Genomic DNA, 22,732 nt, shown 5'->3' with positions numbered 1-22,732 from the left:
GCGATCACCGGGTCGGAGAGCAGCTCGCCACCCTGGCCGAGCGGCGACCAGGCCTCGGTCTGGATGCCGTGCTCGGCGTGGAAAGCACGCAGCTCGGCCTGCTGCAGGTACGGGTGCAGCTCGACCTGGTTGACCGCCGGCACGACCCCGGTCTCGTCGATGATGCGCCGCAGGTGCGCGGGCTGGAAGTTGGAGACGCCGATCGCGCGGACGCGGCCCTCCTTCTGCAGCCGCACGAACGCCTTCCACGTGTCCACGTACAGGTCGCGGGCGGGCGTCGGCCAGTGGATCAGGTACAGGTCGAGCGTGTCGAGGCCGAGCTTGCGCAGCGACTCGTCGAACGCGCGCAGCGTCGAGTCGTGGCCCTGGTCGGCGTTCCACAGCTTCGTCGTGATGAACAGCTCGTCGCGGTCGAAGCCCGCGATGGCCTCGCCGACGCCGCGTTCGTTGCCGTAGATGGCCGCGGTGTCGATGCTGCGGTACCCGGCCTTCAGCGCCTCCGCGACGGCGGGCGTGGCCTCCGCGTCCGGCACCTGCCAGACACCGAAACCGAGCTGGGGCATCAGAACGCCGTTGTTGAGCTTCAGGGTGTTCAAAACCAAATCCTTACCAGTTCTCAGGGGATCAAGGTGGGTGCCGTGCCGCCGTCGACGCGGAGTGCGGCTCCGGTCGTCGCGGACGACAGGTCCGACGCGACGTAGGTGATGAGGTTCGCGACCTCGTGGGGACGGATCAGGCGGCCGAGCAACAGGGTCGGGCGTTCGGTGCGGACGAACTCCGCCTCGCCGCCCTCGCCCACGCGGTCGCGGATGAACTCCTCGACGCCGGGCGTGAGGGTCGGGCCGGGCAGCACCGAGTTCACCGTGACACCGGTGCCCTTGACCGCCTGCGCCATGCCGCGCGCGATCGCGAGCTGCGCGGTCTTCGTCATGCCGTAATGGACCATCTCGGTGGGCGTGAAGACGGACGACTCGCTGCTCACGAAGATCACCCGGCCCCAGCCGCGTTCGACCATGCGCGGCGTGTAGTGCCGCGACAGCCGCACGCCGGACATGACGTTGGTGTCGAAGTACCGCTGCCACTCGGCGTCGTCGATCTCGAACACCGGTTGCGCCCCGTAGATGCCCATGTTGTTGACGAGCACGTCCACGTCGGGCAGTTGGTTCACGAGGTGAGACGCGCCCTCGGCGGTCGCGATGTCCGCCGCGATGCCCCGGACGTCGCCACTGAGCTTCCCCACAGCCTCGTCCACGCGCTCCTGGCCGCGGCCACTGACGACGACCGACGCACCCGCCTTGAGCAGCGCCTCCGCCGTGGCGAAGCCGATGCCGGAGGTGGAGCCGGTCACAAGGGCCGTGCGTCCCGTCAGATCCATGTCTCTCCCCGGTAGACTTGTTGAAGACGATAACAAGCGTACGCAATAGTTGCACACGCTGTCTATTTGAGAGGGGTTGAGCTATGTCACTGGACGACGACGCCGTCCAGGCGCGCGCTCAGGGCTGGCGCACGCTCGCGGCGTTGCACGCGCGCATCGAGGACCGCCTCGAAAGAGCTCTGCAGAAGGCCCACGAGCTCTCCGTCAGCGAGTACACCGTTCTGGACGTCCTCAACCGCCAGGACGGCTTCCACCTCCGGATGAACCAGCTCTCCAACGCCGTGGTGCTCAGCCAGTCGGCCACCACGCGCCTGGTCACCCGCCTGGAGGACCGCGGCCTGCTCGCGCGCTACCTCTGCCCCACCGACCGGCGCGGCATCTACACCGAGGTCACCGAGAAGGGCCACGAACTGCTGGCGCTCGCTCGCCCCACGCACGACGAGGTGCTCACCGCGTCACTCTCCGAGGCCTCCGAAACGCCGGAGCTGAAGCCCCTTGTCGACGCCCTGGCGCTGCTCTAACTAGGCTCACCCACATGGCCGACACGCAGTACGAAGACCTGCTCCGCCACGTCCTGAAGGAGGGCGTGCGCAAGGAGGACCGCACCGGCACCGGCACGCGGTCGATCTTCGGCCACCAGCTGCGCTACCCGCTCGCCGCGGGCTTCCCGCTGATCACGACCAAGAAGGTGCACTTCAAGTCGATCGCGTACGAGCTGCTGTGGTTCCTGCGCGGCGACAGCAACGTCGCGTGGCTGCAGGAGCACGGCGTTTCCATCTGGGACGAGTGGGCCGGTCCTGACGGCGAGCTCGGCCCGGTCTACGGCGTGCAGTGGCGCTCCTGGCCGACCCCGGACGGCGGTCACGTCGACCAGATCGCCGAAGTGCTTCGGACGTTGCGGGAGAACCCGGACTCGCGGCGGATCATCGTGTCCGCGTGGAACGTCGGCGAGATCGCGCAGATGGCACTCCCGCCGTGCCACGCCTTCTTCCAGTTCTACGTCGCCGACGGCAAGCTGTCGTGCCAGCTCTACCAGCGCAGCGCGGACCTGTTCCTCGGCGTGCCGTTCAACATCGCCTCCTACGCGCTGCTCACGCACATGATCGCCGCCCAGACCGGGCTCGGCGTCGGCGACTTCATCTGGACCGGCGGCGACTGCCACATCTACGACAACCACGTCGAGCAGGTCGAACTGCAGCTCACCCGCGAGGCGCGCGAGTTCCCGACGCTGCAGATGGCTCCTGCTCCGTCGTTGTTCGACTACAAGTTCGAGGACTTCACGATCTCCGGCTACGACCCGCACCCCGGCATCAAGGCTCCGGTGGCGGTGTGATCGGCCTGATCTGGGCCCAGGCGGCCAACGGCGTGATCGGCCGCGACAACGCCATTCCGTGGCACATCCCCGAGGACATGAAGCACTTCCGCGAGACCACGGCGGGCGCCGCGGTCCTGATGGGCCGCCGCACCTGGGAGTCCTTGCCTCCACGCTTCCGCCCACTGCCCGGCCGCCGCAACCTGGTGCTGTCCCGCTCGCCCCAGGAAGGCGCCGAGACGTTCTCCTCGCTGGAGAAGGCGCTCGCGGACGTCACCGGCGACCTGTGGGTGATGGGCGGCTCGGCGGTCTACGCGGCCACGCTGCCGTTCGCGGACCGCGTCGAGGTCACCGAGATCCGCGAGGTCTTCGAGGGCGACACGTACGCGCCGAAGATCGACCGCGAGCCGGTGAGCACCGGCGAGTGGCAGGAGTCCAAGAGCGGCCTGCACTTCCGGTTCGTCAGCTACTAGCGCCGGCCGCCGGGCACCCACTCGTGGACCTCGACGGCGTCGTACCGATCGCCGGTCAGCACCGCCGCGGGATCTTCGGACCTGACCAACGCCGCCGTGCCCAGCCACAGAGCACCGTCGTCGGACAGCAACGGCCCATACGCGACCAGGCCATCCGCACGCGCCGGCTGAAGATCGACGGGTTCGCCCGACCCGAGCCCGAGCACCAGGTGCCCACCGCCGCCCGGGAAGTCCCACATCGTCCGCCCGAGCACGTTGCGCCACCTGCGCACGAGCACGTCCCGGTAGGCCCCGGCCTGGTAGCACGGCTCCTCGAACGCGAACGCACGAGCCGCCGCGGCATCAGGCACGTCAACGATGTGCACGCTGCCCGTCAGCACGTCGCCGTCGAACGTGGGTCCACGGGCGATCAACGAGAACCGGTCCATGTACGACCAGTGCTCCTCGATCAGCTTCTCCCGCAACGGCAGCGATCCGGGCCTGTCCCGGTGGTGGCAGAAGAACTCCATCTACCTGCGCCGCGCCCGTGCGTGCCACGCCTCGACGATCAACTCTTCCAGCTCCCCCACCTCGATGTGCTCCAACCGCACCAGGATCGCCGGATACCCGTTGAAGTGCGGCGTCGTGAAGTAGACCGTCCCGTCCGAGGCCAGCAACGCCTCCTTGGCCCCGAGATCCGGCACCCGAGCCGCCAAAATGGGCCCGGACGGCGCGGCAGCCCCCATGGCCGCGAGGTCCGTCTTGCGCAGCGGCCGTTCCCACACGAAGAGCTTGTCCTTGACCCTCCAGTCGACGACGCCCTCCCGCACCCGCTCCGTCACGTCGGGCATGGAGGTGGCGATCCGGCGCACGTCGTTCCAGGTGGCCATCACTAGCTCCCTACAGGTGGTCCGGCGGACGCTGCTGCTCGGCCAGGAACCGTTCGAACTCGGCGCCCAGTTCGTCCGCGCTGGGGAGGTCGGTGTTCCCGACAGTCTGGATGAAAGCGTCGTACTGCCGCTCGAGCGCTTCCACCACCTGGGCCACTTCCTCCGACTCCGCGACCTGCCGGTGGATCTCGGCGTCAGCGGCCTGGGCCGCGTCGATCAACGACCCGATCGGCAACGCCAGACCGGTCGAGCGGGCGAGGGCGTCCAGCAGCGTCACGGCGGCGGTCGGGTACTGCGACTGCGCGAGGTAGTGCGGCACCTGGGCCGCGAAGCCCATCGCGTCGTGACCCGCCTGGCCGAGCCGGAACTCCAGCAGCCCGGACACGTTGCCCGGCACCTGCACGCGGTTGAAGAACGGCTGGTACTCCGAGACGAGCTCGGGCCGCGTCGCGTGGCCGATGACGTTCAGCGGACGTGTGTGCGGCACACCCATCGGGATGCCGTGGAAACCGACCGTCAGGCGCACGCCCCAGCGGTCGATCAACGAGCGGACCGCGAGCACGAACGCCTCCCAGCCGCGATCCGGTTCCGGGCCGGTGAGCAGCAGGAACGGGTGACCGGCGCTGTCCCACAGCAGGTGCACGACCAGCTCGGGCGCGGCGTAGTCCTCCCAGTGGTCCGTCGCGTAGGTCATCAACGGGCGGCGCGAGCGGTAGTCGATCAGGCTGTCGAGGTCGAAGCGCGCGACGACACGGCTCTCCAGCGTCTCCAGCAGGTGCTCGGCGAGCAGACGGCCCGCGGCACCGGCGTCCATGAAGCCCTCGAAGTGATGCAGCAGCACCGCACCCGTGAGGTCCGGCACCTCCGAGTCCACCTCGTACAGGTTCTCCGGGTCCAGCACCGCATTGCCTCCAAAACCGTCGTTTCACTCTCGTCCCAAGCCAACCACGTGGACACGAGACTGATTCCGCACGGGTCGATTAGCCCACACGGATCACGTGAGCGCATCACACCAACCCGCGGAAAGGCGCTGATTCCGCACCGGTCGATTAGGCCACACGGCTCGTGTGAGCGCATCACCTCACGGGTACACCAACGCCGTGGACAGGCGCTGGGTGACGCGTGGAGCTCTGGTCGTAGCCGTCTTCATTCTCCTCGGCGCGGCGCTGTACGTCTTCGGGCAGTTCAAGCCCTTCGGTCCCTTCGGTGACGAGTCGATCGACCGCAGCCAGCCCGCGATGCTCAAGTCGGTGCGGGACCTCAGCCAGTACCACGCGGCGGCGGGCGAGTTCCAGGTCGTGCTCGACATCGAGAACGACGTGAAGTGGGTACCCGCGGCACTCGCCGGCGAACGCACGCTGTTCGTCGCGGCCGGATCGGTGAACGCCTACGTCGACCTCGGCTCGCTGAAGGACGACGGGCTGATCCTGTCCCCTGACCGCAAAACGGTCGAAATCCGCCTGCCGAAGCCGCAGCTGGACAAACCGAACCTGCACCACGACCGGTCGTACATCTTCAGCCAGCAACGCGGGCTGATCAACGACCTGCAGGCGCTGGCGGGACCTCCCGACCAGCAACGGTTCTACCTCGCCGCCGAGGCCAAGCTCACCGAGGCCGCGCAGAAGTCGGAGTTGTTGAAGCGCGCCGAGGACAACACCCGCGTGATGCTCACCGGAATGCTGCAGTCGCTGGGATTCCAGGTGAAGGTGCTCGGCGACTGAACCTTTCCCGCAGCGGCGGCGAACTTCCGGGTGAGCCTGTCGTCGCGGGATAGGATCCGTTGGTGGAAGACGATCTGATGGCCTGGGCACCGGCTGCCGGTGCCGCGCAGGCACCCGAGGTCGCGTTGCCCGGCTACAGCGGATTCCGCGTGATCGCGCAGGGCGGCGAGGGCACGATCTACCGCGCGCGCCAGGACGGTCTGGGCCGCGACGTCGCCGTCAAGGTCCTGCAGGTGACGGATCCGGCGACGGTGGTCCGCTTCCGCCGCGAACTGGCCATCACCGTCGAGCTCGGCCGCCAGCACCCGCACATCGTCACCGTGCTCGACACGGGCACGCTGCCGGACGGCCGCCCGTGCATCGTCATGGAGTACTACGAACGCGGCTCGCTGCACGACCGGTTGCGCGCCATGGGCCCGTTGCCCGTGCCGGACGTCGTGTCCGCGGGCATCGCCGTGGCCGACGCGCTCGCGTTCGCCCACGGCCAGAGCATCCTGCACCGCGACGTGAAGCCCCAGAACGTCCTGGTGCTCCCGACTTCCTACGTGCTGGCCGACTTCGGCATCGCCCGCGGCGCCGACGCGGGCCACTCCGCGTCGCTGCAGATGGTCAGCTACCGCCACGCGGCCCCGCAGATGCTGGAGGGCGCCACCCCGTCGTTCGCCGACGACATCTGGTCGCTCGGCTCCACGCTGTTCACGCTGCTGGAGGGCAAGCCGCCGTTCGCCTCCGACAACCCGGACGAGGACACGCTCCTCTCCTACGTCGGCCGCGTCTCCCGCGCCGAACCGCGTTCCCTGACCCGGTTCGACGTGCCCGCGGCCCTGGTCGCCGTGATCAACCGCTGCCTGCGCAAGGACCGCGCGGAACGCTTCGGTTCGGCGCTGGAGCTCCGCGACGCCCTGATGGCCGTCACCGCGGCCACCTCCACCGCGCCGGCTGTGTCCGTTGTGGACCCGGACTCGACCGCGATGCTGGGCGAACGCACGGTCTTCTTCCCGGAGGGCCCGACCGAGGCGCCCGGTTTCGGCCCGCGCGGCTTCGTCCCGGAACCGGAGCCGGAAGCCGAACCCGAGCCGGAACCCGACAACTCCTGGCGAGGTCAGCTGGAGGACCTCACCTACCGCCGCCACGACGTCATCACACCGCCTCCCCCGCCTCCGGTGGCCGTGCTGCCGTCGATCGAGCTCCCGCCGGTCGAACCGATGACCGCCCCGGTCCGCAGGAGCAAGCGCGGCGGCGTCCTCGCCCTGCTCGCCGTGGTGGCGGTGACCGGCGGCGTCGTGGCGGGCCTGCTCCTCAACCGCCCTGACGGCAAGCAGTCCCAGCCCCCGGTGACCACCACGATCCCGGCTCCCGCCACGGGTTCCACCGACGCGGGCCCGCCCCCGAACGCCGATCCGAAGTTCGTGCCGGTGCTCAAACGCGCCGAGTACCACGGCAAGGCGATCGAGCTGGAGTGGTCGGACCCGAGCGACGGCCGGGCCCAGTTCGTGGTGATCGACGTGACGGGCCCGACGGGCGTCCCGCTGATGCAGGTGACCGGCGGCGCCACCAAGTACGTGGTCGAGGACGGTGGCGGGCAGCGCCGTTGCTTCCAGATCGCGGCGTTCGGCGACAACGGCGAACGCGGCAGCTCGGCGAAGGTCTGCGCCAACAAGAACTAACCCCGGAGGCACCCATGTCGACCAGGAACAGGTTCTCAGGCACGGCAACGGGTTCTGTCCTGCAGACCGGGGTGGTCGAGGGCGATGTGCACGTCATCTCCTACGCCCGCAACGACGAGATCGGCGTCATCCTCAAGCACGAGGAGGACGAGGTCCGTCTGAAGGTCCACACCGAGACGTGGTTCTACGTCACCGTCGTCGACCGGTCGCACCGCACCCGGCTGCTCCAGTTCGGCGTCGAGAGCGCGGCGGCAGGCCTGAAGTGGGAGATCATCCACGAGGGCGCCGCCGTCACCGACGCCACCCTCCCGGCGGGCGGGCAGGTGCAGGTGCGGCTGGTGGTGCACTGCGGCAGCACCGCGCCCATGGCCGGCACGGACGACCTCAGGGTTCTCGTCGCCGACAAGGAACTCGCCCCCGACGCGCGGGTCTGGTGGCTCAGCAACACCAAGCGGATCATCGTCGAAGCCGTACCGGCGCTGTCCGTCGCACTCGCGCAACCGCAGGGCACGGTGTCCTCCCGGGGCACCTACAACACCGTGCTCGAACTGGCGAACACCGGCAACACCGACCTGCACGGCGAGTTGGAGGTCTCGGCCGACTTCGACCGGACCAAGCGCTCGTCCTGGCTCCCGTCCCGGAACTTCCGGTTCGCCGACGAGTCGTCGTTCGACCTCGGCCTGGGAGATCCGCCGAGCAGCCGCCGCGTCCGGATCACCCTGCCGAAACCCGGCTGGCTCGACCGGACCTGGCGAATCGCGCTGTCGGTGACCCTGTCCCGCGACGACGTGGAACCGGATCCGCGCTGCCTGACGATCGAGCAGTCCGGTCTGCTGTCCAGGCTGACCTCCTGGGGCGAGATCACCGAGAACCGCAAACGCCGCACCCTGGCCGGGTGGGCGGTGGTTCCGCTCGCGCTGGGCGTCGCGTTCGGGGTGATGATCACCGGCCGGTCCAGCGAAGCCGAGGCGCCACCGGTGCAGGCGGGCGCCGCCACGTCGTCCGCACCGGCCAGCGAGGTCGCCACGCCGGTCGAGTACTCCGCGATGCCTTGCGAGGCAGGCACATCGGTGCTCGTGCTGCACTCGCTCGAAGAGTCGAACACCGCGGCCCACGTCCGCACGCTGCTGGACTACGAGACAACGATGATCGAACAGCGCCGGCCAGGAGTGGAAGCTCTCAAGGACAAGACGGCGAAGGTCACCAGGAGAGACGCCACCTGCCCCGCGGTCCTGGGCGGGGAAGGTCCCGGCAAGAACACGGACGAGAGGTTCACCCGTTTCGTGTGGGTCGGCCCGTTCCCGTCTGATGACGCCGCCGGCATGTGCGAGAAGCTGGACAAGATCGCCTGGAAGAACTGCCTACCCGTCCACGTGGCCTGATCCTCACCGCCGGAACAACGGCCTCGGGTCGATCGCCCACACCGCCTTGCGCCACCAGGAAGCCTTGCGCCGCACCGCTTTCCGCACCTGCCGGGCGAGCCGCCAGCTGTGCTCGACGCGTTCCGGCCGCGGCGCGAACGCGGCCTGGTCCACCAGCACCGCGAGCCGGGCGCCGGCCTCGCCCCACTCCCGTCCCACGTCCGGCACGGTCCGGTTCGCCCGCGGCCGCAATCCCGCCAGCTGCAACGAGTCCAGCACCTCGTCCCACGCCCCGACCGGCCCGGCCGCCCGCAACCGCAGCCGCCGGGAAGTCCGGGCCACGTACAGCGCCACGAGCAGCAACACCGGCGCGAACACCCAGAACGGGAACCCGGCGGGCGCGACCGGAGCGGCCTGCACGTCCGGCTGCACCGCGGTCGGCTGCACCAGCGGCGGCACCGAAGGCAGCGACGTCGGCGTCGGCTTGGCCGTGGTGGACGCGAGCCGGTTCAGCACCTCGCGCTTCGAGGCCGCGCTGGGCCCGCTGCCGTTGCCCGACACCGGGTCGAACGCCACCCAGCCCCACCCGCTGAAGTACACCTCTGGCCAGGCGGTGGCGTCCGCGGCGCGCACGATCCGCTCGCCGTTCTGCTCCGGCACCGGCTGAAACCCGACCACGACCCTCGTCGGCAACCCCACAGCCCGCCCCAGCACGGCAAAAGCCGAGGCGAACTGCTCCGCCGTCCCCGCCCCGGCCCCTGCCTCACCGGCGGCACCGAACAGGAACGTCTCCAGCCGCGCGTAGGACGACCCGACCGGCGCCTCGGCATCCGGACGCCGGTTCAACCGCACGACCTGCTCCAGCGCCACCGCCTTCTCGTACGGTGTGGCCGCGTTCTGCGTCGCCTGCCGCGCGTACTCCGCCAGCGTGAACGGCAACCGCGGCAACGCCGTGTACCGAGTCGCATCGGCAGGCACCGCAGCCGACGCCAAGTCCGTGTCCGCGGGCGTCTCCAGCACACCGCGAACCGTGTAGCTGAGCCCGGTCTTCAGCCCTTCCGCCACGACCAGCGAGCCGGTGTCGGGATCCACCATGGCATCGCTCAGCGACACCGCCTGCGGCTTCCCCACTCCCGGCAGCCACTCGCCCTGCAGCCCGGTGATCGTCAGATCGACGCTGGCGTCCTGGAACTTCCCGCCCATGGGCAGATCCGGCGCCTCCACCACACCCAACGGCCCGTAAACCGACGCCGCCTCCCACGACGCACCCGAGTACCGGCTCAACGTCACCAGCCGCACCGGCACCTCGGGCCCGCGCATCCGGAACAGCTCAGCGTCACCCGCCGCGGCCCACGCGGCGAGCTGCGGCAACGGGTTCGCGATCGCCACCTCGGTGACGGGCGGCGTGACGAGCTTGCGCGGCTCGAACCCGTTGGTGGGCAACACGAACGCCACCAACGTCAGCGCCGCCAACATCACCGCCGGCACGGCGGGCGGCACCACGGGCCCGCGCCGGTCGATGATCAGCCAGCCCAACGCCAGCAACACCACCAGCACCAGCGCGACCAAACCGTACCGATCAGAACGCCCCGCGGTGAGCAACGCGGCCGACACGTACAGCACCGCCGCGCCCAAAGCCGGAACGAACAACGCCGTCCCCCGCTTGGTCACCGACAGCACCGTCCCGACCGACACACCGATGATCAGCAACAACCCGGGCACCAGCAACTCAGGCGTCGCCGGAGCCGGCCGGGCGGCGGTGAGCAGCCGGGGCACGGTGTCGAGCAGCACCCAGGTCGGATCACGATCCGGCGTAGCACCGCGAGCAGCGAAGAACCCGCCCGCCATCGCCGGCACCATGACGCCGAGAGCAGCCAGCCCGGCCGGCACGATCCGCTTCAACAGCAGCGCGAGGAACCCGACCAGCGCCGCCAGTCCGAAGTAGACGAAAGCCCCGTCCCACGCCCGCGCCAGCTGCAGCGCACCGACCACCAGGACAGCGGCGACCCAGGCGTACTTCATCCCGCCACCACCAGAACCGCGCGCACCAACCCAGATCTCACCGCGCCACCACGAGGTTGGGCGACGGCGACAGCGCGCCCACCGGAAAGGCGACCCGCCAACGCAGACCTCACTGCGGCACCACCACGCACGTCAGGCGTCCGCGCCACCGTGCCACCACCGCGCGCATCAAATGCCCGCGCTACCGCGCCACCACCGCGCACACCGAGCACCCGGCCCACCGTGACGCCACCCGATGCACCAAGCACCCATGTCGCCGCATCACCACCGCGTACACCAAACACCCGCGTCACCGCGCCACCACCGCGCACACCGAGCACCCGGCCCACCGTGACGCCACCCGATGCACCAAGCACCCATGTCGCCGCATCACCACCGCGTACACCAAACACCCGCGTCACCGCGCCACCACCGCGTTCCACGAGTCGACCAGGTCCTCCGCGCGACCGCCGCTGATCACCAGCACCGACCCGGCAGCGCTCACCGGCCGCTTCTCGTCCACCACCAGGACGGTGCCGAACGCGGCCCGCCCGGCCTCCAGCACCAGCGCGGGCACCGTGGTTCCGCTGATCACGGCCACCACGTCGAGGTCGCGCACCGGCACGGTCGGCCGCCCGTCGGCGTCCTGCAGTTCCAGGTCCGCCAAAGCAGCCAGGATCGGCGCCGAGTCCTGCGTCTCCTCCAGGTCGGTGCCGCCGGACGACGTCAGCAACCGCACCGGATGCCCCTGCTCCAAGGCCGAGGTGATCAGTGATGCCGCCACCTCCACGGCTTCCTCGAACCGCTGCGCCTCCGCATAAGAAGAAACGCTGTCGTCGAGCAGCACGGCCAGATGCGGGCGCGCCGGGTCGGCGTCCTCGCGGATCATCAACGTGCCGGTGCGCGCGGAAGTCGCCCAGTGCAGCCGCCGCAGATCGTCGCCCGGCACGTACTCCCGCAGCCCCACCAGGTCCGTGCCGCCGCGCTCGACGCGTTCGTCCGCACCGACCTGGCCGCGCCGGGCACCGGACGGCAGCCCCCGCACCGGCAGCACCCGCGGCACCACCCGGACCTGCACGACCTCGCCCAGCACCGTGCGAGCCTGCGCCAGCCCGGCCAAACCCTTGCGTCGCAACGTCAACGGCCCGACGTCGAACACGCCGCGCCGCTCAGTCGGAATCGCGTAGTCGACGGCCTCTACCGCACCAGGCTTCAGCAACGGCACGTCCACCGCGAAAGGCGAGCCGGCCACCACGTCCACCGCGTCCAGCGCGACCGGCCAGCGACCGACAGCCGACAGCTCCAGCCGCCCGTTGCACCGAGCCAGCCGAGGCACGGTACGCGGACGAACCGAGCGCGAAACAGTCAGCGGGGACGCGACCAGCACCGAGACCACCGACGCCACCACCAAAGCGGTCAAGGCAAGACCGAAAGCGGCCATGCCCGCGTAACGCCACCACAGCCCGACACCGAGCATCAGCAAGCCCAGCACCACGACCCCGGTGCCGCGCAACGTGAGTCTCATTGCGCGGCGGGCTTCGGCACCGGCACGCGAGACAGCACGTCGGCCAGCACCTCGGACGTCGTGACGCCCGCCAGCACGCTCTCCCGCGTCAGCACCAGCCGGTGGGACAGCACCGGGTCCGCGATGTCCTGCACGTCCTGCGGCACCACGAAATGCCGCCCCTTCGACGCCGCGTACACCTGCGCGCACCGCACCAGCGTCCGCAGACCACGAGTCGACGTGCCGAGCCGCAGCCGCTCATCGGACCGCGTGCCCACACCCAAAGCCGAGATGTAGTGCAGGATCGGATCAGCCACGTGCAGGAGCGTTAGCCGCCCGCTGAACGCGCTCACCTCACGCGGCGACGTCACAGTGCGCACGTCCGCGATCCGCCCGGCACCACTGCCCGGACGCAGCACGTCCAGCTCGTCCTCCACCGACGGATAACCGATCGAGGTGCGCAGCATGAACCTGTCCAGCTGCGCCTCTGGCAACCGGTACGTGCCGTCGAGGTCGATCGGGTTCTGCGTCGCCACCACCAGGAACGGGTCCGGCACCGCGTGCCCGACGCCGTCGATCGTGACCGTCCGCTCCTCCATGACCTCCAGCAGCGCCGACTGCGTCTTGGCCGCCGCGCGGTTGATCTCGTCCGCCAGCACGATGTTCGCGAACACCGGACCCGGCCGGAACCTGATCTGCCCGGTCTGCGGGTCGTAGACCGACGTGCCCGTGACGTCCGACGGCAGCAGGTCCGGCGTGAACTGAACGCGCCGCGACACACCGCCCAACGCACCCGCCACCGCACGTGCCAGCGTCGTCTTTCCCGTACCCGGCACGTCTTCCAGCAGCACGTGGCCACCCGCGAACATCGCCACCAGCACCAGGTCGATCACGTCGCGCTTGCCGCGCACCGCGCTCTCGACCGCGTCTCCGAGCCGGGTGTGCAGGTCGCGGAAGGCGGAAACCTCACCGGTGTCGATCACTTTTCCTCTTCTCTGCGTACACCGATGCGCAACAGGAACGCACACGCCAGCAACCCAAGGCCACCCGCACCCGCAGGCGCGGTCCCCGCTCCGGCCGGAGCCAGCCGCGGAATGCAGCCGGGCTTGCCCTGACACTCGTCCACGATGAAGTTCGCGTTCTTCGGCGCGGAGTCCACCTGACCACCGCCGGACGCCGCGTACGCGCGCACCACGATCGAGTTGATGCCCTCTTCCAGGTCGATCTGCGCGGTGGTGGCGGAGCAGGCGATGCCCACCGAGTAACCCTGCGTCTTGTTCACGACCTCACAGCGCCCGTTGTGGCTCGCCCAGTCCGCCGGCGGGGCCATGTTCACCGTGCGCCTCGACGTCATCCGACCACCTGTGATCGAGCTGATCACCGCGGCGCCCGCGGTCGGCAACGACGGCGGAGGTGGAGGCGGCGTGGTGGTGGTCGTGGGCGGAGGGGTGTTCGGTGGCGGTGTGTTGGGAGGCGGCGTGTTCGGCGGGGGTGTGTTCGGGGGCGGAGTGTTCGGCGGGGGTGTGTTGGGCGGCGGCGTGTTCGGCGCCGTCACCGTGAACGCCGCCATGCCCGCGGCACCGGCCGTGGACGCCGTCGACGCACGCACCGTCACGTCCAGCCGACCACTCGTGCAGAACGTGGAACCCGTGCACGGCAACGACAAGTCAGCGGAAGTACCGCCCGACTGCGCCGACACCGACCCACCGCTGAACGAACCGGACCCCGTCACGGTGTAGCCGACCACAGGATCAGCCGACACAGCCGCCGTCCAGCTCACCGTCACCACGACCGCCGAGGCGGTGCGCGACTTCTCCCGCACCGTCACGCCCGCCGGAGCGGCAGGAGCACCGGGAGCGGGCGGCGGCGTCGAGGACGGCGTCCCCGGAGGCGTGTTCACCTCGGTCGTCGGCCCGTTGTTGCCACCGGGATTGCGCGGCGGCTTCGTCGGCTCGTTCGGGTTCGGCGGCGGGGGCGGCGGCACCGACGGCGGCGGCGAGCGGTCCGGGTCCTTCACCGGCAGCTCGGGGCTGCGGATCGTCAACGACCGCGTCGCGCCGTCGGTGTCGACCAGCACACCGGTCGACGAGCCGGGCACGTTCACGAACAACCGGCCGTCGTCGAAGATCAGCTCGGGGTCGTTCCCACCGGACGTGCGCACGTCGTCGCCACCGCGATGCCCACCGCGGTCGAGGACGATGACCTTGCCGGATCCCTTGCACGGCACGTAGACCTTGTCGCGGAACACCGCGGGCCGGCCCGGCTTCGGACAGCCCAGCGCACCCACGTCGACGCGCATCACCTGCCCGTCCACCACCAGCACGACCACGGACGAGTCCGGCACGGACGCGGGCACGAGGTCCGTCGGCGCGCTCTGCGCCGCGATCACCTCGGAGTCCGTGCGATCGGTCGACGACGACACGTCCTCACCGGTGCCGTCCCGCACCACGACACCGCCGTCGAGACCGATCAGCGTGACGCCCTGGTCGTGCGGCACCAGTACCGTGCGCGGCCCGGCACCCGTGACCTGCCGCTGCGACCGCTCCTGGAACCGCTCCTCGTCGTCGGACCAGTCGAGCGACCGCAACGTGCCGCCGTGATCGACCAGCCACAGCACGCCGCGCTCGTCCACCACGGCGTCGGCAAGCGGTTGCCCGGCCTGCCAGGTCTGCCCGACATCGGCGAGCGTCAACGGATCCGCGGTGTGGATCGTGCCGGACGCGCGGTCGACGACGAACACCATCCCGTTCGACACCAGCACCTTGCTCGACGCTCCGGGAGGCGCCTGCCGACGACCAGAGGCCAGCAACGTCGCGAGGTCGATCACGGTGATCTCGCCGGTCCGCCGGTTCAGCACGATCAGCCGGCCGTCCTCCTGCGCGATCTCCAGCTGCGAGTCAGGACCGCTGATCTGCAACCGCGTCTGCGGCTTGCCCGACATCGGGTTGACCTGCACGACCTCACCGCGCTGATCGTCGCCCAGCCAGGTGAGCCCGTCCGACACAGCCACCTGCGTGCGCGAGATGCCCTGCCCGAGCGCGGCGCCCGCGAGCACCAGAACTCCCAGCAGTGCCGCGACGAAACTCGCCGATTCCCGCCCTCCACCGGAGATAATGCGTCTGATCCGGTGCCACCAAGCCATGCGCGCCTCCCTCGCCCGCCGGGGATGCTAACCCCCGGCTATGACAACTTCGGACGGTGCACGGTTCCCGGATCGCCCGGTCAGCCGACTGGCAGACATCAACGAATGTAATGACGGGGTCTGACAGTTTTGAAAACCGAATGGCGCTACCCCGAACTGATCAACGCATAGGGCAGAGTGGGTGTATGGAGATCCCTGGCATGGGTCTGGCCAAGCAGGCGCTCAACATGGCCGTAGACACCACCGCGACCGTCGCCGCGGTTCCCGGCCGCGTGCTCGACCTGATCGGCGAGGTCGAGCAGCTCGTCCGCAAGGTCAGCGGCACCGTGGACGCGATCGACGGCATCGTCAAGAAGGCCGACGCGCTCGTCGAGCGCACCACTCACGTCGTGGCAGACGCGGAGAAGGCCGTCGACGAGGTCCGCGCGATCACCGCGAGCGCCGGCGACATCACGGAACGGGCCGCGCAGGTCGTCACGACCGCCGGCCACACCGCGCACACCGCCAACGAGCTGATCAGCATCTACGAGCCGATCGCCAAGCAGGCCCAGCCGCTCGCGCAGCGGTTCGTGGAGGAGCTCTCGCCGCACGAGGTCGAGGCCGCGATCAAGCTGGTCGACGAGCTGCCGGTGCTGACCGAGCACCTGACCAGCGACATCCTGCCGATCCTCGCGACGCTCGACCGGGTCGGTCCCGAGGTCCACCAGCTGCTGGAAGTCACCAGCGACATGCGCCAGGCGATCCTCGGCATCCCCGGTTTCGGGTTCATGCGCCGCCGCGGCGAGAAAAAAGAAGAGGAAGAAGGTGTGAAGGCGGATGAAAACGGGTAGCCCACCCGAATGACCGCCGACACCCGCGCCGACAACCTGACCTGGTGGCTGCTGAGCAGCATTTTCTGCCTGCTGGCCTTGATCAACCTCGGCCTCGCCGTCACGGAGAGAACCAGCTGGCCCTACGCGCTCGCGGCGTTACTTCTCGCCGCGAGCGCGTGGAGTGCCAGACACGCCCTCAGGCCTTCCCCGTCGTCTGATGCGTCAGGTTCGACGCCGCTCCGAACCGGAAGGCCCGCACCCGATAGGTCGCGGTTTTCTCGTCTGGGAGTGTGATCACGCCGTACGAGGTCGTGTCCGGGTCGAGCTGCACGGCGACGCGGTAGTCCGCGGCACCGGCGGGCTTGACCTCGATGAGGTACCCGTCCTCGTCCGCCGCCTGGTCCTCCCACGTGAACAGGATCCCGTTGGCGTGTTTGACCTCCGCCTTCAGGTTCCCCGCCGCCGCCTCGGCCGACGACACGGGACGCGTGCCCTTGCCGTCCTTGCGCGGTGCCGTCCAGTCCGGTCCCTCGATCTCCGGCGTCTCGTCGCCAGGGGGCAGCGTGACGTCCACAGTGGCCGATGCCGGCCCGGTGAACGGCCGGACCCGGTAGTAGAACTGGGTTTCCGGGATCAGGTCCGGGTGCTTGAAGGAGTTCTTCGCGGGTGGCGCGAACTCCAGCACCACGTACTCGCCGTCGGCCGCGTTCGCGTACTCGACGACCTGTCCGGCCGCTCCCGCCTCCGGACGCCAGTGCAGCGTCACGTCGGTCGGTGAGGTCAGCTCGGACGTCAGCACGGGGTCCTGCTGTTCCTGGCCGCAGGCAGCCAGGAACAGCAGTCCCACCAATGAAATACGCTTGATCACTTAGCTGCTGGTCACTTGCGCCAGAACTTGATGTTGCTCCACACGACCGTCGCCGGGCCCTGACCGCTCGCGGTCCGGTACGCGCCGAACTTGTCGTAGAAGTTCCCGCCAGAGCTCGAGACCGAGTGCTTCTGCGAGCCGTTGATGTAGGTCCGGTGGGTGCTGCCGACGACGTGCACGGTGTTCACGCGCACGGTCGTGCCGACGGTCGCTCCGGTCGCGATGGTGTCGCCACCGTGCACCGCGTACAGCCGGCCGCCGCGTTCGACGGCGAGCATGAAGTACGGACCCGCACCGGGGTCGTCCTTGAACGTCTGCTTGAGACTGACTCGGGTGCCTCCGAGACTCGTGATCCGGAAGCTGCCCTCGAACTGTCGCGTGCCGCCCGTGTAAGTGGCGTACCGGCGCTCGGCACGCTGGTCGCCGGAACCGGTCGAGCAGGTGAGCTGGAACGTGAGGTCGCTGGCCTTGCCGCAGCCGCGCTGCTGAACGGTGAACGACGGCGAGTAGCTGGTCCACGGACCGGATTCAACCTGAGCCTGTGCGGGCGAACCCGACACGAGCAGACCGGTTGCCAGCGCGAACCCCGCGACGATGCGGAGTCGTTTGGACATACCGATACCTCCTCAAGACGTGCTGAGGTCAGCACGTTTTCTCAGGGGGCGGTAACGGCACTCTATCGGATAATGATCTGATGTTCGACCTCCATCGTCTCCGATTGCTGCGCGAACTTTCCCAAAGAGGAACGCTCGCGGCGGTCGCGCAGGCGCTGAACTACAGCCCGTCGTCGGTGTCGCAGCAGCTGTCGTTGCTCGAAACCGAGGTCGGCGTGCCGTTGCTGGAACCCGTCGGAAGGCGGGTGAAGCTCACTCCGCAGGCCGAAATTCTGGTGCGGCACACCGAAGAGGTGCTGACCAGGCTGGAACAGGCCGAGTCGGAGGTCGCCGCATCACTGCACGAGATCACCGGCACGCTGCGGGTGGCGACGTTCCAGACCGCGGCGCTCGCGTTGATCCCGGCGACGTTGGCGCGCATGCGAGATGAGCATCCCTCACTTCGAATCGAGTTCCAGGTACTCGATCCCGCGGAAGCGCTTTCCGGCCTCAACGCCCGCGACTTCGACCTCGTGTTCCTGGAGGAGTGGCCGGACCAGCCGGAACCCCGGTTCTCCGGGCTGGAGTACCGGGAACTGTTCCGGGACCCGATCCGGCTGGCCGTCCCACGTGGACTGGCGATCGACGAGATCGGCTCATTCCCGTGGATCATGGAAACCGAGGGCATGCCGCAGCGGATCTTCAACGTGAACTGGTGCCGCCGCAACGGCTACGAGCCGGACGTGCGCTTCTCGTCGATCGACGTGCTCGTGAAGCTGAGGTTCGTGGAACGGGGACTCGCGGTCGCGCTGTTGCCCGATCTCGTCTGGTACGACCGCGAGGTCACCGTCGACCTGCACGAGCTTCCCCCGCCGCAGTCCCGGTTGTTGTTCACTGCGGCACGGGCAGGACGAGGTCAGCATCCTGCCGTGCAGGCGTTTCGCGACGCCTTGGCGCTCTCCGCAGGGCAGCTCCAACCCCCGCCGTGATCACCAACGCGATGGCGCACAACGAGATGACGCTCAGGTGCTGCCCCAGGATCACCACACCGGCCAGCGCGGCCGCTGCCGGTTCGAGCGCCAGCACGACGCCGAACGTGTTGGCCTGCAGCGTCTTCAGCGCCCGGATCTCCAGCGTGTACGGAATCGCGGACGCCAGCAGCGCCACCAACGTCCCGAGCAGCAGAATCTTGGGCTCGAACAACTTCGTGCCAGCCGTGGACAACCCGTACGGCAACGTGAGCGCCGCCGCGATCAAGCTCGCCCCCGCGAGCCCACCGGTCCCGAGCCCGGCCGTAGCGAGCTTCCGCCCGGCCAGCACATAACAGGCCCAGAACGCCGCCGCGAACAACGCGAGCACCACACCGATCATGTCCAGGTGCGCACCCGTGTACTCGCGCACACCCAGGATGATCACGCCGGCCAACGCCAGTCCGACCCACACGAAGTCCCTCGCCCGGCGACTCAAGATCGCCGCCAGCCCCAACGGCCCCAGGAACTCGATCGTCACGGCCACCCCGAGCGGAATCCGGTCGAGCGCGAGGTAGAACGTGCCGTTCATCCCGGCCATCGTCATGCCTAGCACCACGGTCTCCTGGCGGAACTTCGGTTTCACGACCACAGCCAGCATGATCGCCGCGATGCCGAGCCTCAACGCCGTCGCGCCGGGTGCGCCGATCTGCCCGAACAGCTGACTCGCGAAGGCCGCGCCGAACTGCAGCGAGATGACCGAACCGAGGACCAGGAAGACTGCCATGCTCCCAGCCTCGTTCGTTCACTCTCTTCGGTACAGCGAATCTTTCCGAGCGATATCGTTCGGTTTTCCCGACCGTTTAGACTGGGTCGCGCAATGAGACGCAAACCTTCCTCTCCGCTCCCCCAGCGCAACGGCCTGGACGCCGCGCGCCTCAAGCTGCCGCCCGAGGGCTCGTGGCTGCTGCTGCGCGACCACCTCGTCGAACGCCTGCCCCGCGTCGCTCCCGCGCGGATCGAGGAAATGCTGCTGGAGGAACGCGTCTGGGGCGTCTCCGGACCACTGGGCATCGACGCGCCGTTCGTCCCGGACAGCTACATCTGGTTCCACCGCGACCTGCCCGTCGAGGTGCCGGTCCCGTTCGAGATCGGCGTCGTCCACCAGGACGACGACATCGTGGTCGCCGACAAGCCGCACTTCCTGGCCACGATTCCGCGCGGTCAGCACATCATGCAGACCGCACTCGTCAAGCTGCGTGACTCCCTCGGCCTGCCCGACCTCTCCCCCGCGCACCGGCTGGACCGGGTCACCGCCGGGCTCGTGATGTTCGTCGTCCGCCGCGAACTGCGCGGCAGGTACCAGACGATGTTCCGCGACCGCCTGGTTTCCAAGGAGTACGAGGCGATCGCCCCTCACTCACCGTCGCTGTCGCTGCCGTGCGTGGTCCGGTCGCGGATCATCAAGGAACGCGGCATCATCACCGCGTTCGAAGTGGACGGTCCGCCGAACGCCGAGACCCACGTGTCCCTGGTGGAGCACCGGAACGGCTTGGGCCGCTACCACCTGAAGCCGTTGACCGGCCGCACCCACCAGCTGCGCCTGCACATGTCCGGCCTGGGCGTCCCGATCGTCAACGACGACTTCTACCCGGTCCTGCGGGAACGCCCGCTGGACGACTTCTCCTCACCTTTGCAGCTGCTGGCCCGCACCTTGTCCTTTGTGGACCCGGTCTCGGGCGTCGATCGCTCGTTCACCTCGCGGTTGTCGTTGTCCGCCTGGTCATGACACGTGGGTGCGCCTGGTGTCGATCGGCTGCGGCTCCCAGACCTGGCTCATCCGCTCGCACAACCGGCGCGCCAGCGCACTCATCCCGGGATGCGTCTCGGTGAACTCCGCGACCACCCGCGCCCGGAACATCAGCCGGCCGCGCGCTGTCGTGCTGTACCAGAACCAGTCCTCGTCGACGACCCTGGCGAGATGATCAGTACCGTCGCGCTCGAAGCGCTGCACCAACGCGTTTCCCTCCACCAACCACCGAACGCAGGCGTCTTCGAGCTCACCTTCGGTTCCTCGTTCCTCGAAGTAGGCCTGTTCCGCCGCTTCTCGCAGCTCCCTCGGCGTCTCGGAAACGGTCGCGCATGTCGGGAATCCCATGCGCAGGTACACGAGCTCCGTCAGCCCATCACCGAGTGACGCGCCCTCCAGGTCGATGAACCTGGCGCCTTCCTCGGTGTAGACGTCGTTGCCGGGGCACGGGTCGCCGTGCAGCAAGTCGAACTTTCCGGTGTCCTTGAAGACCAGTTCCTGTTCTGCGTTGCCGATCTCCACGTTCATGGCCCGGACGAACCTCAGGAACGGTTCCGGGTCCGGGATCTCCTGGCGTGGCAGCTGTCCGGCGTGTTCCGGGCCTGTGGCCATGTGCAGCCTGGCGAGTCCTCGGGCGTAGTCGATCACCCAGTCCTCCTTGGGCGGCTCCGACCTCAGTCGTTCCAGCACCACCGTCTGATCGTCCGGATCGACGTCGAGGATGCGCGGGACCACGCCGGTGTGCTCAGCCAGTCGCAAGGCGGTGATCTCCCGGTCGAACGCGTCGCGGGTGCCGATCACCTGCTTGATGATCCGATCTCCGTCCGCCCAGACGTTGGAACGCTGACTGCTCGCAAGTTTCCGCACTCGACCATCCTCTTTATGTCGTCGAGTTACGTCAAGAGAGAGAAAACGCGCACGGCACCTATGGAACCTTGCTTGACCTGCGGGTTCACTCGATTGTGTATCGAATAGTCCCCTTTTTGGAAAATGATCACGAATAGAATTGGGGGTATGGACGTCGTCGGGGTTCTTGATGCTCTCGATTATCATGAGAAGCAGATTGCCTATCATCAGGCGCAGCGTCTGCATGTCCTGGCGGATTATGCGATCGCGTGTGAGGGTGACGAGTTCTTCGAGGCTGAGATCGCGGCTGCGATGAAGTGGACGACGCGGTGGACCAGTGACCAGGTGGCGATGGGGCGGGAGATGGTCACCCGGCTGCCGCAGACCATCGACGCCCTGGAGAAGGGTGAGATCGACTTCTACAAGGCCCGCGTGTTGTATGACAAGACGATGCCGCTGTCGGCGGATCACGCGGCCGAGGTCGAAGCCCGTGTGCTGGTGAAGGCCCCGGACCAGACCGGTGCGCAGATGCGCCGCCTCACCCACCGCGTCGTCATGCGCGTGGATCCCGAGGGGCAGAAGGACCGCGAGGAGATCCGCAAGGCCCAACGGTGCACCGGCATGGACAAGCTGGATGACGGCATGGCCCGCTTCTGGGCTTTCCTGCCCGGCGACACGGCCACCAAGTGCTACGAGCGCGTCGACGCCATCGCCCGCTCCGTGCGCAACCCCAAGGACCCGCGCACGCTGGACCAGATCCGCGCGGACGTGGTCGCGGACCTGATCCTGGCGACTCCGGACAAGACCAGCTCGGTGAAGACCGAGGTCTACGTGACCATCTCCGCAGCCACCCTGATGGGCCTGGCCGAACAGCCGGGCGAGCTGGCGGGCTACGGCCCGATCTCAGCCGACATGGCCCGCGAACTGGCCGCCGACGCAACCTGGCGCCGCCTGCTCACCGAACCGACCAGCGGCGAGCCTCTGGAGTTCGGCACCACCACCTACCGCCCATCCGCAGCCTTGCGGCGATTCGTGTGGACCCGCGATCGGACCTGCCGTTTCCCCGGTTGCATGAGGCCGTCGCACGAGTCGGATCTGGACCACACGATCCCGTTCCCGAAAGGCCCCACTTCGGAAGGGAACTTGGGCGCGTTCTGCCGGTATCACCACAGGGTCAAGCACCGGTCGACGTGGGAAGTGGCCCAGCGCAAACCAGGCCGGTTCACCTTCACCAGCCCGGCCGGGAAGACCTATACCCGCGAACCAGAACCGGTACTCGGCGACCTGCCACCCTTCTAAGCCATCGCCAGGTTTGTTGTTGCTACGCAACTCGCACCTGGTGACCACCTACGCACCCGACGGCCATCGCCCGCAACGGAACCCGGCCCCGCGACCACCTGCGCAAGCCGA

23 protein-coding genes are annotated in these 22,732 nt (G+C 68.7%); 10 read left to right on the top strand and 13 right to left on the bottom strand.

Going from position 1 to position 22,732, the window contains the following annotated elements:
* Together ABZX92_RS36415 and ABZX92_RS36410 are read right to left on the bottom strand one after the other, a co-directional pair.
* On the bottom strand, positions 1-563 hold a 563-nt coding region (locus ABZX92_RS36415), incomplete at its 3' end, for an aldo/keto reductase (RefSeq protein ID WP_355569878.1).
* A gap of 53 nt (positions 564-616) precedes the next feature.
* Positions 617-1,375 (bottom strand): SDR family oxidoreductase, encoded by a 759-nt coding sequence (locus ABZX92_RS36410; RefSeq protein ID WP_355569875.1) that lies wholly within the window; start codon positions 1,373-1,375, stop codon positions 617-619.
* Positions 1,376-1,458: 83 nt separating this feature from the next.
* On the opposite strand from ABZX92_RS36410, the gene ABZX92_RS36405 reads away from it, so the two are divergent.
* Genes ABZX92_RS36405 through ABZX92_RS36395 form a run of 3 tightly spaced genes read left to right on the top strand, consistent with a single transcriptional unit; the run spans position 1,459 to position 3,160 of the window.
* A complete protein-coding gene (locus tag ABZX92_RS36405; protein ID WP_355569872.1) occupies positions 1,459-1,896 on the top strand; it encodes a MarR family transcriptional regulator in 438 nt (145 codons plus the stop codon).
* 14 nt (positions 1,897-1,910) lie between these two features.
* A complete protein-coding gene (locus ABZX92_RS36400; RefSeq protein WP_355569869.1) occupies positions 1,911-2,708 on the top strand; it encodes a thymidylate synthase in 798 nt (265 codons plus the stop codon).
* Positions 2,705-3,160, top strand: a complete 456-nt coding sequence (locus tag ABZX92_RS36395) for a dihydrofolate reductase (protein ID WP_355569866.1) — start codon at positions 2,705-2,707, stop codon at positions 3,158-3,160. The genes ABZX92_RS36400 and ABZX92_RS36395 overlap by 4 nt, the downstream gene beginning before the upstream one ends.
* Here ABZX92_RS36395 and ABZX92_RS36390 read toward each other — a convergent pair.
* From ABZX92_RS36390 to ABZX92_RS36380, 3 genes are read right to left on the bottom strand one after another with little or no spacing between them, the layout of a single operon-like run.
* The gene (locus ABZX92_RS36390) at positions 3,157-3,669 is read right to left on the bottom strand and encodes a YciI family protein (RefSeq protein ID WP_355569863.1); all 513 of its coding nucleotides are present in this window, start codon (positions 3,667-3,669) and stop codon (positions 3,157-3,159) included. The two genes, ABZX92_RS36395 and ABZX92_RS36390, sit on opposite strands and share 4 nt — an antisense overlap.
* Complete coding sequence (locus tag ABZX92_RS36385; RefSeq protein ID WP_355569860.1) at positions 3,670-4,029, bottom strand: MmcQ/YjbR family DNA-binding protein; 360 nt, start codon at positions 4,027-4,029, stop codon at positions 3,670-3,672.
* Between the two features lie 10 nt (positions 4,030-4,039).
* Positions 4,040-4,930: a PAC2 family protein gene (locus tag ABZX92_RS36380; protein WP_355569857.1), complete on the bottom strand. Its 891-nt coding sequence runs from the start codon at positions 4,928-4,930 to the stop codon at positions 4,040-4,042.
* Between the two features lie 199 nt (positions 4,931-5,129).
* On the opposite strand from ABZX92_RS36380, the gene ABZX92_RS36375 reads away from it, so the two are divergent.
* From ABZX92_RS36375 to ABZX92_RS36365, 3 genes are all read left to right on the top strand, one after another.
* Positions 5,130-5,750 carry a DUF4230 domain-containing protein gene (locus ABZX92_RS36375; RefSeq protein WP_355569854.1) on the top strand — a complete coding sequence of 207 codons (621 nt, stop codon included), beginning with the start codon at positions 5,130-5,132 and terminating at the stop codon, positions 5,748-5,750.
* 62 nt (positions 5,751-5,812) lie between these two features.
* Positions 5,813-7,417, top strand: a complete 1,605-nt coding sequence (locus tag ABZX92_RS36370) for a serine/threonine-protein kinase (RefSeq protein ID WP_355569851.1) — start codon at positions 5,813-5,815, stop codon at positions 7,415-7,417.
* Positions 7,418-7,431: 14 nt separating this feature from the next.
* Complete coding sequence (locus ABZX92_RS36365) at positions 7,432-8,799, top strand: hypothetical protein (RefSeq protein ID WP_355569848.1); 1,368 nt, start codon at positions 7,432-7,434, stop codon at positions 8,797-8,799.
* A gap of 3 nt (positions 8,800-8,802) precedes the next feature.
* On the opposite strand, the gene ABZX92_RS36360 is transcribed toward ABZX92_RS36365, so the two are convergent.
* The 4 genes from ABZX92_RS36360 to ABZX92_RS36345 all read right to left on the bottom strand — a co-directional run bounded on the left by ABZX92_RS36360 (position 8,803) and on the right by ABZX92_RS36345 (position 15,425).
* Entirely contained in the window at positions 8,803-10,800 is a 1,998-nt protein-coding gene (locus ABZX92_RS36360) for a transglutaminaseTgpA domain-containing protein (RefSeq protein ID WP_355569845.1), read from the bottom strand.
* A 397-nt stretch (positions 10,801-11,197) separates the two neighbouring features.
* The gene (locus tag ABZX92_RS36355) at positions 11,198-12,304 is read right to left on the bottom strand and encodes a DUF58 domain-containing protein (protein ID WP_355569842.1); all 1,107 of its coding nucleotides are present in this window, start codon (positions 12,302-12,304) and stop codon (positions 11,198-11,200) included.
* Positions 12,301-13,266 carry a MoxR family ATPase gene (locus ABZX92_RS36350; RefSeq protein ID WP_355569839.1) on the bottom strand — a complete coding sequence of 322 codons (966 nt, stop codon included), beginning with the start codon at positions 13,264-13,266 and terminating at the stop codon, positions 12,301-12,303. Before ABZX92_RS36350 ends, ABZX92_RS36355 begins: the two co-directional genes overlap by 4 nt.
* Positions 13,263-15,425 carry a hypothetical protein gene (locus ABZX92_RS36345; protein WP_355569836.1) on the bottom strand — a complete coding sequence of 721 codons (2,163 nt, stop codon included), beginning with the start codon at positions 15,423-15,425 and terminating at the stop codon, positions 13,263-13,265. The genes ABZX92_RS36350 and ABZX92_RS36345 overlap by 4 nt, the downstream gene beginning before the upstream one ends.
* Before the next feature lie 185 nt (positions 15,426-15,610).
* Here ABZX92_RS36345 and ABZX92_RS36340 point away from each other — a divergent pair, with 185 nt between their 5' ends.
* Positions 15,611-16,255 carry a hypothetical protein gene (locus ABZX92_RS36340; RefSeq protein WP_355569833.1) on the top strand — a complete coding sequence of 215 codons (645 nt, stop codon included), beginning with the start codon at positions 15,611-15,613 and terminating at the stop codon, positions 16,253-16,255.
* A gap of 178 nt (positions 16,256-16,433) precedes the next feature.
* On the opposite strand, the gene ABZX92_RS36335 is transcribed toward ABZX92_RS36340, so the two are convergent.
* On the bottom strand, positions 16,434-17,105 hold the full coding sequence (locus tag ABZX92_RS36335; RefSeq protein ID WP_355569830.1) for a fibronectin type III domain-containing protein: 672 nt from the start codon (positions 17,103-17,105) through the stop codon (positions 16,434-16,436).
* An 11-nt stretch (positions 17,106-17,116) separates the two neighbouring features.
* Positions 17,117-17,719: a hypothetical protein gene (locus ABZX92_RS36330; protein ID WP_355569827.1), complete on the bottom strand. Its 603-nt coding sequence runs from the start codon at positions 17,717-17,719 to the stop codon at positions 17,117-17,119.
* Positions 17,720-17,799: 80 nt separating this feature from the next.
* On the opposite strand from ABZX92_RS36330, the gene ABZX92_RS36325 reads away from it, so the two are divergent.
* On the top strand, positions 17,800-18,687 hold the full coding sequence (locus ABZX92_RS36325) for a LysR family transcriptional regulator (protein WP_355569825.1): 888 nt from the start codon (positions 17,800-17,802) through the stop codon (positions 18,685-18,687).
* Here ABZX92_RS36325 and ABZX92_RS36320 read toward each other — a convergent pair.
* The gene (locus tag ABZX92_RS36320; protein ID WP_355569822.1) at positions 18,590-19,453 is read right to left on the bottom strand and encodes an EamA family transporter; all 864 of its coding nucleotides are present in this window, start codon (positions 19,451-19,453) and stop codon (positions 18,590-18,592) included. The genes ABZX92_RS36325 and ABZX92_RS36320 overlap by 98 nt on opposite strands.
* A 93-nt stretch (positions 19,454-19,546) precedes the next feature.
* Between ABZX92_RS36320 and ABZX92_RS36315 the strand changes: the two genes are divergently transcribed.
* Positions 19,547-20,455: an RluA family pseudouridine synthase gene (locus ABZX92_RS36315; RefSeq protein WP_355569819.1), complete on the top strand. Its 909-nt coding sequence runs from the start codon at positions 19,547-19,549 to the stop codon at positions 20,453-20,455.
* Here the strand turns inward: ABZX92_RS36315 and ABZX92_RS36310 are convergent.
* Entirely contained in the window at positions 20,450-21,343 is an 894-nt protein-coding gene (locus ABZX92_RS36310; RefSeq protein WP_355569816.1) for a phosphotransferase, read from the bottom strand. The genes ABZX92_RS36315 and ABZX92_RS36310 overlap by 6 nt on opposite strands.
* A 123-nt stretch (positions 21,344-21,466) precedes the next feature.
* Here ABZX92_RS36310 and ABZX92_RS36305 point away from each other — a divergent pair, with 123 nt between their 5' ends.
* A complete protein-coding gene (locus ABZX92_RS36305; protein ID WP_355569813.1) occupies positions 21,467-22,621 on the top strand; it encodes a DUF222 domain-containing protein in 1,155 nt (384 codons plus the stop codon).
* Positions 22,622-22,732: the final 111 nt, after the last annotated feature.

The organism is Lentzea sp. NPDC006480 (assembly GCF_040611995.1).
Classification (GTDB): domain Bacteria; phylum Actinomycetota; class Actinomycetes; order Mycobacteriales; family Pseudonocardiaceae; genus Lentzea.
Note: the sequence above shows the minus strand (reverse complement) of the source record. Positions and strands in the feature narration are given on the sequence as shown.